Consider the following 11,665-nt stretch of genomic DNA (forward strand, 5'->3'; position numbering starts at 1 on the left):
CTGAATCAATATAATTTTTCTAGTTTACGGCAGGAGTTGCTCACCTTGCCAGAGCTGAGACAATTTTTCTCGCTCACGCACTAAGAAAGCCTGCTCACCATCGACCATCACTTCAGCCGCACGAGGACGAGTGTTGTAGTTAGAGGCCATAGCAAAACCATAGGCACCACTCGAACGCACCGCCAGTAAATCACCCGCTGCTAACGCGAGCTGGCGATTTTTACCTAAAAAGTCTCCGGTTTCGCACACTGGGCCAACAATATCAAACTCATAGACCTCTGAGTCCCTTGGCACGACTGGGATAATATTTTGCCATGCGCTGTAAAGTGCAGGACGAATCAAGTCATTCATCGCGCCATCGACAATCGCAAAACGTTTGTCGCTGTTTTCTTTAAGATACAGCACTTGAGTAACAAAAATCCCCGCATTGGCGGCAATCGCACGGCCCGGCTCGAAGATCAGCTTAAGTTGACGGTCGCCCAAACGCGCTAATATGGCAGCGGCATACACATCAGGATGTGGCGGCGTTTCGGCATCATAGGTCACCCCTAAACCACCACCCACATCGAAATGCTCAATAACGATACCCTGCTCGGCCAAACGGTCGATTAACGCAAGCATACGATCCATCGCATCGAGGAATGGTTTGATTTCAGTCAGTTGTGAGCCGATATGGCAATCGACACCTTTCACTTTTAAATGTGGCAACGCATGGGCACGAGCGAAAACGATTTCAGCCTCATCCATAGCAATACCGAATTTGTTTTCTTTAAGGCCAGTCGAAATGTAGGGATGGGTTCCCGCATCCACATCGGGATTAATCCGCAGGGACACAGGCGCGACTTTACCTAAACGCCCTGCGACCAGATTTAACTGCTCAAGCTCAGCACTCGATTCAACGTTAAAGCAATAAATGCCCAGATTAAGTGCCTGTTCCATTTCAGCCGCAGTTTTACCCACGCCAGAGAACACCACTTTGGCGGGATCGCCGCCCGCTTCCATCACTCTTGCTAACTCACCGCCCGACACGATATCAAAACCACTGCCTAAACGTGCCAGCACATTCAGTACAGCCAAGTTCGCATTGGCTTTAACCGCGTAACAAATCAAATGTGGATGATCTGCCACGGCATTATTAAAGGCATGCCAATGGCGCTCTAGCGTGGCGCGGGAATAGATATACAGCGGTGTGCCATAGGTTTGAGCTAAATCGGCAACCTGGCAGCCTTCGGCGTGCAGGGCATTTTGTTGGTAGAGAAAGTGATCCAATGTCTGATTCCTTACTGCGCGTTATCGCTGCGATAGTGATGGTCGTTTTAGTTATAGCGATTGTTATTGTTGTGTTTTTTGTGCTTCGATGGCTCTAATTTCGGTTTTAATCTCTTCCACTTCAGGCACAGTTTTAGCTTCATCAACTTTTTTAGGTTGATTCACCTCTGTGGCGGGCGATCGATAGAGGGGGCCCTTCTGGCCGCATGCCGTAATGAATAGGCTACCAAGCAATAACAATAAAAACAGTCTCATTTTTCTCAACATCTGTGCATCTGGTGACTAATGGCCTTATAATCGCACCCATCTTGACGAAAGCAAAGGACAGAAATGCATGGCCATTACAGATACAGAATTTCACCAGCTCGCCGATGATATGTTCCAAGCCATAGAAAATGCGATTGAAACTGCGATTGATGAGCAAGATGCCGATGTTGATATCGATGCCAGTGGCAACGTATTGCAATTAGAATTTGTTGATGGCTCTAAGATAGTGATCAACAAGCAAGAACCTTTGCATGAGATTTGGGTAGCCACACGTTTTGGTGGATATCATTTTGGTTTTGTTGAAGGTAAATGGATGGACGGACGTAATGGCGGCGAGTTTATGCCATTCGTGCAAGAGTCTATCGAGCGCCAAGGCGGAATTAAGCTTAGCTTTTAATCAAAGCGAATCGTAGCGCAAGCCATAATAGTGCAAAACAATAATGGGAGCCTTGGCTCCCATTATTTATGTTAAAAAACAGCTTAAAACTCAGTGTCTTGGTCACTCATATCGATGCCGAACGGCGCCACAGTTAACTCCCCCGCCACTCGTACTAGATGGAAAAACTGCGGAATATTGAATCGCGCCCGTGAAGCATAATGCTCATCGAACACATAGTGATGACTGACTTTATTCACTAACTCGGCCATGTTTGACCCCGCCTGTACATAGTGACTCAGCTGATTTTCCTCATCGAGAATAAATACATCCAAGTTATCGACTCGTTGGCGTAGAAAATATTGAATCGCCCCTTTCGCCGCATAGTTCTGCACCACTTTAGGCATACTCGAAAAGGGATCGTCACCCAATTCAGGCCGTGGCAGCAACACAAGATGACTGCGGGATAACTGCTGATAAAAAGACTTAGCATCGCTTAAATCCTGATAAGCCATGCCTAAGGGATTAAAAAAGATCCCATAGCGAGTATGACTTATCTGTAGCGGCTGCACTAAGGTGCTGGATTGCTGCACTTTTTGGCACAAACGTATAGTTTGCTTAAGCAAATTTCTCACCGCTAACTTGAGCTGTGGCCGTAACTTTTGCGAGCAACTGATCACATCCATGTCCACGGGTAAGCTGGCCCGCCGGAGTCCTGGGGTCACAAAGGCTAAGGCTTGCAATACCGCGGTATCCCCTTCGAAACGATGACACTGCCACTCACCCCAACTATTCAAACAAATGGCATCTAACGCCCCAAGCATATTGGCTTTTTTACGCCCGAGTGAGAACACGTTCGCATTCATCACATCGACCATCATTTCCTGTCCGCCCCATTCAATGGTGGGATCGCAGTCCAGATTAAGCACAAAAATCAGTTTACGAAAATGCCACGGCTGGCATAAGTCCCGTTTCGACACGCGCCAATCGTGGTCGATAAAATTCAGTAATCGCTTAGAAGCTTCGGTAAGCCGTTTCGACTTTGCCTTACTCTGACCATATTCGTGCCATTGCGTATCAGGGGTCGAAATTCCGTTTAGACAAGCCCAGATCATCAAAGCGGATGGAGTTTTGCCCTTACATATCGCCGACTCACCTAACAAATTTTGTGGCAGCGGCTCCTGTCGATAAAGATAATATTGCCGCTCGCGCGAGCTTGACACCATAGTCACGTCGGACTCGGCGACTGAGGCACTCCACAGCAGATTCAGCTTCGCGATTTGGTCTTCATCTTGGCTAAAATAGGTGTGTAATTTACGGGTGAGCATGCCCAGCTCTTCAATCCGCAAGCCTTCATTGAGTTCATGGGTCGATGCGAAGCGCAGCAAGGTTTGATAGCTCGCCAACAAAAGTTCATTCAGCTGCTCGTTAAACCAATTGAGCTGACCACTGTGCCAATGTTCACAATCATCTAAGGTGCTGATCAAACTGTCGGGCCATTGCCAATCCTGCACCAATTTTTGCAGCTTAGGATAACGCCAATCTTTGCCCTCTTGCGGGCGACTCAAGTGCACGCCACATTTTAGATAAAAGCAGCGCCGTGCAATCTCAAGCCGACGGGTATCATTCTGCTTGAGCAAATAGGTTTCGATAATCTCGTAGATGGAGTAATAAGCATCGTTCGACGTCGAAAAATCGCCGGCTAAGGTCTTCTGCCAGAGGCGATCACAAAGCACCGTTGAATGGGGATAATCGCTGGCATAGGCCTCGAGTAACAATACTTTAATCAGCGCCTTATGGGGCTTTTCTAAACCTTTATAAAGCTGCCATAAGGAAGCACCAAAGTACTCACTCGCAGGTAATTCATGCACATCGCCTAAAAACAAGAGTGCTGGATTGAGTTTAGCGTCAGGCCACCATGCAATGGCTTTACCCGCCAGACGAATTTGACTACGATAAAATTCTTCCAGTAATAACCAGTGCTGAGTACTACCACTGTGCTCATGGGCCATGGTTGACTGGCAACCACGCTGCGTTTGATCACCACAAAACTGTTGCGGATGAACTAAGTAAAAGTTCACCTCAAACTGAAACTCGGCAAACCAAGCCGTCAATCTATCGGTTTTAATCCTGATCAGCGCTAACTCTTCAGGGCTTAAATCGGCTCTATGCACTAACCAAACATCGACATCACTCTTGGTATTTTGGCCAAAACTGCCTGTACTGCCCATGGCATATACGCCATCAAAGGCATTGATGTCCGCTTCTTGGATAATAAAAGGCAGCGAGAACACATCACAGGCTTGGGACTCTATCTCACCTTGTTGATACTCGTTAATCCCACAAGGTGTATTGGCGGCATGATAGCCAGGAGACTGAACGCTGTTCTGGTGAATTAAAAAGGGGATCAAATGGAATAAGTGTTTTTGCAGCGGCGATAGTAAAGCCAAGGCGCGCGCAATGCGGACCTTGTTAAGTCTTTCAGCTATATCAGGAAACTGTATTTGCCGATCCATTCAAAAACACAACACTTAAGCACTTATGAGAAGTGTGCTCATGTTAACACTTTTGCAAACACGAGCAACTATATGTGAAGCGCGTCACACTTTTATACTATTGAGAACATCGCCGACTTCAAAGAATCGATACGGCTTCCTTACATAAACGATTTGCCAATGTTAGCATTGGCGCAACTAAGATCTTTGATGGAAACTAGGCATGTCTGAGAACCGCATACGTATCGCAACCCGCAAGAGTCCGCTGGCCATGTGGCAAGCTGAATTTGTTAAAGCCGAATTAGAACGCATTCACCCAGGTATTGTGGTGGAATTGCTGCCAATGAGTACCAAAGGCGACGTTATCTTAGACACGCCGCTAGCCAAAGTAGGCGGTAAAGGTTTGTTCGTCAAAGAGCTTGAAGTCGCTATGTTAGACGATCTTGCCGATATCGCAGTGCACTCAATGAAAGACGTGCCAGTCGACTTCCCTGAAGGCTTGGGCCTTGAAGTCATTTGCGAGCGCGAAGATCCCCGCGATGCCTTTGTATCGAATTTATATAAATCGATCAGCGAATTACCATTAGGCGCAACTGTGGGCACCTCAAGCCTACGCCGTCAATGTCAACTGCGCGCATCACGCCCCGACCTCATCATCAAAGATTTACGCGGTAACGTGGGTACGCGTTTAGCTAAGCTGGATAACGGTGAATACGATGCCATTATTCTCGCCGCTGCCGGCTTAATTCGCCTGAAATTGTCTGAGCGTATTGCCAGCTTTATTTCGGCCGAAGAATCCTTACCCGCCAATGGCCAAGGCGCCGTGGGTATCGAATGTCGCATCAACGACGAACGTGTTAAAGCGCTACTGGCGCCATTAGAGCATTTAGAAACTCGCTACCGTGTTCTTGCCGAGCGCGCGATGAACACGCGCCTTGAAGGTGGATGCCAAGTGCCGATTGGCGCATTTGCTGAAATCGATGGTGACGAGATGACGCTACGCGGCCTAGTCGGTAACCCAGATGGCAGTGAAATCATCGAAGGCGTGATCACAGGTCCAAAAACCGACGCCACGCAATTAGGTGTTGCCCTTGCTGAAGAGTTACTCAGCAAAGGTGCCAAAAGCATTCTCGATGCCGTTTACGCTAAAGCCTAAGTCAATGAAAGTCTTACTGACGCGCCCCGAGGGGCGCAATCAGTCCATGGTCGATGCCTTGAATGAACGAGGCATTGCCCACTGGGTCACACCTCTACTGTGTGTCGAAGCAACGCCTCCAATCGCAATGAATACCCCGCATCCCTTGGCACACGCCGATATGATTATCTGCATCAGCGCCAATGCAGTGACTTTTGCTGATAACGCCTTAACTAATGCGGATCCACACACCAAAGCTTGGCCTCAAGCTCAATACTTCGCCGTAGGACATGCGACTTGGGAAGCATTAGACCAACTTGGCATTTCGGCCCTCGAAGCCCCTGATGATTGCCAGCAAACCGAAGGGCTGCTCACTCTCGCGCCGCTGCAAGAGATTAAAGATAAGCAGATTACTATCATACGTGGCGTCGGTGGTCGCGAAGCCTTAGCCGAACAATTGACTGAGCGCGGCGCAACAGTACGTTATTGGGAAGTGTATCAACGAGCTTGCCCGCCACTTGATGGACGACAGTTAGCACTACAATGGCAAGCCTTTGGGATAGACACTATTGTGGTGACCAGCGGTGAAGTACTGGATAACCTGATTAATTTAGTGCCAAAAGAGTTATTTGCATGGCTGCGCTCATGTCATATCATAGTCCCCAGTAACCGAGTAGAAGCTCAAGCTCACGCCTTTGGTATAACCCAAGTCACCAATGCCAATGCCGCCAACAGCAAAGCCGTGCTAAACGCCCTTAAACTCTAAGCGCTATTTAGCCCGATTTTACTCGAATTTCGGCAGTAGCATGTTTTCAAGGACTGTTAAATGGATAACAACAAGCACGACGCAAAGAGCCCAGAATCAGAGGCTACCGCTATTACTGTGTCACCGGAAACGACCGATGACATATCCGCAACATCGGCGTCATCCACAGAATCCCAAACAGCCACAACTTCAACTGCACCAAGCCAAACGCCAGCCTCCAATAGAAGCTCGTGGGCAATTCGCTTTGGAGTGTTATTAGCGCTAGGTTTAACCGCTTGCACTCTTGGTGGCGGTTTTATGCTGTACCAACAGATGCAACAGCAACGGCTAGCGCAGGATGCGAAAAATATCGCCCTGCAGGACCAATTACAGCAAGCACTATTGCAGCCAAATCAACGTATTGGCCAGCTTGAACAGCAGCAACTGAATGATGCTAAGACTTACCAAGAATTAACAAAATTAGCAGAAGACCAAAATCAGCTGCAGGACAGGGTCAATAAACTTGCCCAGCGCAGCCCAACACATTGGATGGCCTCTGAAGCCGAATATCTGGTGAATATGGCAGGCCGTAAACTTTGGTTAGAGAAAGATCCCCGCACCGCCACCGATCTATTAAAGTCGGCGGATGAAACCATCGCCGCCATGAACAATCCGGCGTTACTGCCTATTCGTAAGGCATTAGCAAAAGACATCGCCGCCACGGCCAGCATTAAAACCACAGATATTGATGGCAATGTATTGGCGCTCGATGCCTTAATTGAACAACTCGATAAACTGCCACTGAATCGCACCGACGCAGAAACCGATGCGCCAGAAGATACAACGATTACTGGCGATTTGAATGATTGGCAGAGCAATCTGGGTAAAACGTGGAAAGCGTTAACCCAAGACTTTATTACCATACGCCACAAAACCGCCGATGCGCCCGCTTTACTCGCACCGGAACAGCAATGGTATCTGGTGGAAAACATTCGCCATAAACTGCTGCAATCGCAACTTGCGTTATATCGCTATGACAGAGCGGCTTATCACCAATCATTGATGATGGCGCGCAAGTGGATCCAAACCTATTTTGATACGCAAGATCACAAGACAGCTGAGGCCATCGCCGAAATCGATAAATTAGCAACCTTAGAACTTGATCCTATTACCCTGAAATCCTTTGCAGCTAAACCTCTGTTATTACAGCTGACGAGTTATGGCGAGCTGACCTCATCAGAGGATGCGCCGCTATGATCAAGATATTAATTTACTTAGGAATTGTGCTAATAGGGCTCTGCATCAGCCCTTGGCTGGTTGGCAATACAGGTTATGTCTATATTGCTGCGGGTGACTACCAGATTGAGACCAGCTTAGTCTTTGGGATCATCGCCTTAATTGTATTTTATGCGGTGTTCCAAGTACTCGAATGGCTAGTGATTAGCGCCATCAATCTGATGCTGCGCAGCCGTTTTATTCCCCATCACTGGCGCCGCCGCTCGGCTAAAAAACATACCTTAATGGGTGCACTGGCTCTGGCTGAAGAAGATTGGCCTGCAGCAGAACGCGCCATGATAAAAGGCGCTGACAATGGCGAACTCCCTGCGCTTAACTTACTTGCTGCGGCCCGTGCCGCTCAGTATCAACAAAAAATAGCCGAGCGAGATCAATATCTTGATCGCGCTGCAGCGCAACCTCTTGCCGCGAATGCCGTCGCAACCACTCGTACTCGATACCTCCTAAAACAAGGGGAATTAGCCCTAGCCCGCGCTGAGCTGGATAAGCTAGCACCGACGAGCAAGAGTAAAGCGCCAGTACTCAAACTCGCCCTTGAGCTATACCGAACCCAAGCGGATTGGGATGCACTCAAGCTATTGATACCCATTTTGAGAAAACGCCAGATCTTAGATGATGCTCAGCTGAATGAGCTCAATATCGCCACTAATTGCGCGTTACTCAAAGCAGCAGCCATCGAAGGCGAAGAAGCCTTAGAGCAATGCTGGCAATGGTTATCTCGCAGCGAACGCAATCAGTCTGAGTTTTTGGCGATTTATGCCATGGGTTTATGCCGCTTTAATCGCAAAGACCAAGCGCTGAAACTAATAGCGAAAAAGTTACGAACCTCTCCCGAGTCAGCACTTTTACATGCAATTCCTGAAATCGCGACAGCCCAAGACACAGAGATCCGTAAACAGTTACTCAAGCATGAAGTCACCCATGAGAATAATGCGGACTACCAGATGTGCTTAGCTAAGCTTTATCAGCAAACGCGGGATATGAAAGAAGCCAGAAGCTGCTTGCAGAATGTTTGCCGACTCGAACCAACAAAAGCCTCATGGCTGGCGCTCGCACGGATTCAAGAACAGTTAGGCGAACAAGGTCACGCCAATCAAAGCTATCGCCAAGCAGTTAACTTATAGCTCTACGACATCAATAAAGATAACGCCGTGATTTACACTGTTGTGAGTCACGGCGTTTACCACTCACGAAGGTTCTTGCTTCATTCGAACTCAAAAACGAGACTCACTAGGTCGGTTTGTGTCGTTTTCATAAAAAATTAACCTTCCAATCCTAATTAATTTGTTATAAATATACTTAACTACAAAGTTGAAAAATACTAAATGCAGCCCTTTTTATAAATATATCTACTACATCTAGTTACACATCTGAATCCTGTCTTTTTTATATCCAACATCTCGCAAACCCCAGTCGGAACAAGCAATACAGACGTGTCAAAAAATTGACTTGTGACACTTTGTTAGCTAAAATTCGACCACTTGTATCACAATCCAACACATATGTTGGATTTGTGCGTCTGTGGAATTAACACACTTTGGCTGTTGGGAGCTAATTATGGGATCGGTAATTACATCAAAGAAAGGTTTGCTTAAGTTAGTAAAAGGGCAAATCAATGTCGAAGTTGATGGTTCAAATCAACCCGCTAAGGATGGCGAACAACTCCCAAAAGGTGCTGTGCTCCATATTGACGAAAACGCGACCTATGAGATCACCTTCGACGATGGCACTAAGCTATCGAACGAAGTTGCCCCCAACGAACCCGCAGTAGCCACCAACGCCACTGACGCGGCCGCCTTAGATGAAATCCAAGCATTACAAGATCTTATTGCATCCGGTGAAGACCCAACTCAGAATCTTCCAGAAACCGCAGCAGGGAACACTCCAGGCCGTGACGGTAACTCTGGCTATGTCACTCTCGCTCGCAGTGGTAGCGAAGTCTTAGCCACATCAGGATATTCAACTACAGGTCAAGCACTAACAGGCACTACGGCCAATGATCCACAACTGACCATTGCTGCAGATTCCCCATCGGCACTAGCCAATGACAGCAATACAACCGATGAAGATTCCGTTGCCACAGGTAACGTACTCGATAATGACAATGATGTAGACTCAAGCTTAAGTGTTGTGAGTTTCGAAGTCGGCGGTACCACTTACGCAGCAGGTACCGAAGTCACACTCGAAGGCGGCACTTTAGTGTTAAACGCCGATGGCTCATATACCTTTACACCTAATGAAAACTGGAATGGCCAAGTTCCTGTTATTACTTACACCACTAACACGGGTGCAAGCGCAACTCTTACCATTAATATCTCGCCTGTAGATGATCCATCTGTTCTGGTCAACGATTCAAATACAGTCGATGAAGATACAGCTGCTACAGGCAACGTACTTGATAATGACAGTGATGTGGACTCAACCTTAAGTGTTGTGAGTTTCGAAGTCGGCGGTACCACTTATACAGCAGGAACTGAAGTCACGCTCGAAGGCGGCACTTTAGTGTTAAACGCCGATGGCTCATATACCTTTACGCCAAATGAAAACTGGAATGGCCAAGTTCCTGTTATTACTTACACCACGAACACCGGTGCAAGCGCAACCTTAACCATCAATATATCGCCTGTAGATGATGCTTCTGTTCTGGCCAACGATTCAAATACAGTCGATGAAGATACAGCTGCTACAGGCAACGTACTTGATAATGACAGTGATGTAGACTCAAGCTTAAGTGTTGTGAGTTTCGAAGTCGGCGGTACCACTTACGCAGCAGGTACCGAAGTCACACTCGAAGGTGGCACTTTAGTGTTAAACGCCGATGGCTCATATACCTTTACGCCAAATGAAAACTGGAATGGCCAAGTTCCTGCTATTACTTACACAACCAATACTGGCGCTTCAGCAACATTAACCATCAATGTCACACCAGTCGCCGATGGGGGACCTAGTGTCACTATCAATACAGATACAAACAATGATGGTTTTATCAGTAACGAAGAGCTAGCTGGCAATACTGAAGTCAATGTCACTATTGGCTTAGATGGCACAGGTGCAAATGTTGGCGATACGCTGACTGTTAATGGTGTTGACTACACACTGACTCAGGAAGATATCAACAATGGCTTTGTGAATCTCAACCTTCCTGCTCCCGGTGAAGGCGAAACGATTACAGTTGTGGCGACTATCACAGACAGTGCCGGTAACACATCTCCAGAAGGCAGTGATTCAGCACTACTTGATACGACTGCGCCAACAATTACTGTTGATGCACCTGATGATACCCAAGATACTACACCAACGATCACAGGTTCGACTGATGCACCGCCAGGTAGCACTATTACGATTGTAGTGACCGATAGCACAGGTGCAGAGCAGACTCTCACCACCACAGTAAACCCTGATGGCACCTATTCCGTAGATGTCACTAACCCACTCGCTGAAGGCGGCTATACCGCTGTAGCAACAGTGACAGATCCAGCAGGCAATACAGGTGAAGCCACAGATAATGGCAATGTTGATAACACAGCACCAAATATTACCGTCGATGTTCCCGATGCAACCAATGACACGACCCCGACAATCACGGGCACTACAGATGCCCCTCCAGGTAGCACCATAACAATTGTTGTCACCGACAGCACAGGTACTGAGCAGACGCTAACCACCACGGTTAACCCTGACGGTACTTATACTGTGGATGTTACCAATCCTGTCGCCGAAGGCCCTATTACAGCAACAGCGACAGTTACAGATCCTGCAGGTAATACCGGCACAGCCACAGATGACGGTAACGTGGATATCACAGCACCTAACATCACTGTTGATGCACCCGATAATACACAAGATACCACCCCTACTATTACAGGTTCGTCAGATGCAACGCCAGGTAGCACAATTACGATTATTGTCACAGATAGCACAGGTGCAGAACAGACATTAACAACGACTGTTAATGAAGATGGCACCTACGCAGTGGACGTCACAACCCCTCTGGCTGAAGGTGATTATACCGCTGTAGCAACAGTGACAGATCCTGCTGGTAATACAGGTAAAGCCACTGATAATGGCAATGTAGACACCCA

At 47.5% G+C, this 11,665-nt stretch carries 9 protein-coding genes; 6 read left to right on the forward strand and 3 right to left on the reverse strand.

Annotated elements, in window-relative coordinates:
- Nucleotides 1-24: 24 nt before the first annotated feature.
- Both lysA and lptM read right to left on the reverse strand, forming a co-directional pair.
- Nucleotides 25-1,269, reverse strand: a complete 1,245-nt coding sequence (gene lysA, locus Q4Q49_RS17770) for a diaminopimelate decarboxylase (RefSeq protein WP_311999998.1) — start codon at nucleotides 1,267-1,269, stop codon at nucleotides 25-27.
- A gap of 63 nt (nucleotides 1,270-1,332) precedes the next feature.
- Nucleotides 1,333-1,524 carry an LPS translocon maturation chaperone LptM gene (gene lptM, locus Q4Q49_RS17775; RefSeq protein WP_006083425.1) on the reverse strand — a complete coding sequence of 64 codons (192 nt, stop codon included), beginning with the start codon at nucleotides 1,522-1,524 and terminating at the stop codon, nucleotides 1,333-1,335.
- Between the two features lie 79 nt (nucleotides 1,525-1,603).
- On the opposite strand from lptM, the gene cyaY reads away from it, so the two are divergent.
- On the forward strand, nucleotides 1,604-1,933 hold the full coding sequence (cyaY, locus tag Q4Q49_RS17780; RefSeq protein ID WP_006083426.1) for an iron donor protein CyaY: 330 nt from the start codon (nucleotides 1,604-1,606) through the stop codon (nucleotides 1,931-1,933).
- 83 nt (nucleotides 1,934-2,016) lie between these two features.
- Here cyaY and Q4Q49_RS17785 read toward each other — a convergent pair whose 3' ends face one another.
- Nucleotides 2,017-4,428: a class I adenylate cyclase gene (locus tag Q4Q49_RS17785; RefSeq protein WP_311999999.1), complete on the reverse strand. Its 2,412-nt coding sequence runs from the start codon at nucleotides 4,426-4,428 to the stop codon at nucleotides 2,017-2,019.
- Nucleotides 4,429-4,630: 202 nt separating this feature from the next.
- On the opposite strand from Q4Q49_RS17785, the gene hemC reads away from it, so the two are divergent.
- From hemC to Q4Q49_RS17810, 5 genes are all read left to right on the forward strand, one after another.
- The gene (gene hemC, locus Q4Q49_RS17790; RefSeq protein WP_312000000.1) at nucleotides 4,631-5,563 is read left to right on the forward strand and encodes a hydroxymethylbilane synthase; all 933 of its coding nucleotides are present in this window, start codon (nucleotides 4,631-4,633) and stop codon (nucleotides 5,561-5,563) included.
- Between the two features lie 4 nt (nucleotides 5,564-5,567).
- Nucleotides 5,568-6,308 (forward strand): uroporphyrinogen-III synthase, encoded by a 741-nt coding sequence (locus Q4Q49_RS17795; RefSeq protein WP_312000005.1) that lies wholly within the window; start codon nucleotides 5,568-5,570, stop codon nucleotides 6,306-6,308.
- A gap of 60 nt (nucleotides 6,309-6,368) precedes the next feature.
- Complete coding sequence (locus Q4Q49_RS17800; protein WP_312000001.1) at nucleotides 6,369-7,544, forward strand: uroporphyrinogen-III C-methyltransferase; 1,176 nt, start codon at nucleotides 6,369-6,371, stop codon at nucleotides 7,542-7,544.
- On the forward strand, nucleotides 7,541-8,707 hold the full coding sequence (locus tag Q4Q49_RS17805) for a heme biosynthesis HemY N-terminal domain-containing protein (RefSeq protein ID WP_312000002.1): 1,167 nt from the start codon (nucleotides 7,541-7,543) through the stop codon (nucleotides 8,705-8,707). The genes Q4Q49_RS17800 and Q4Q49_RS17805 overlap by 4 nt, the downstream gene beginning before the upstream one ends.
- 433 nt (nucleotides 8,708-9,140) lie before the next feature.
- Nucleotides 9,141-11,665 (forward strand): retention module-containing protein (locus Q4Q49_RS17810; RefSeq protein ID WP_312000003.1); only part of this gene is annotated, 2,525 nt, incomplete at its 3' end.

It is taken from the genome of Shewanella sp. SP1S1-7, assembly GCF_031932105.1.
Lineage (GTDB): Bacteria > Pseudomonadota > Gammaproteobacteria > Enterobacterales > Shewanellaceae > Shewanella > Shewanella baltica.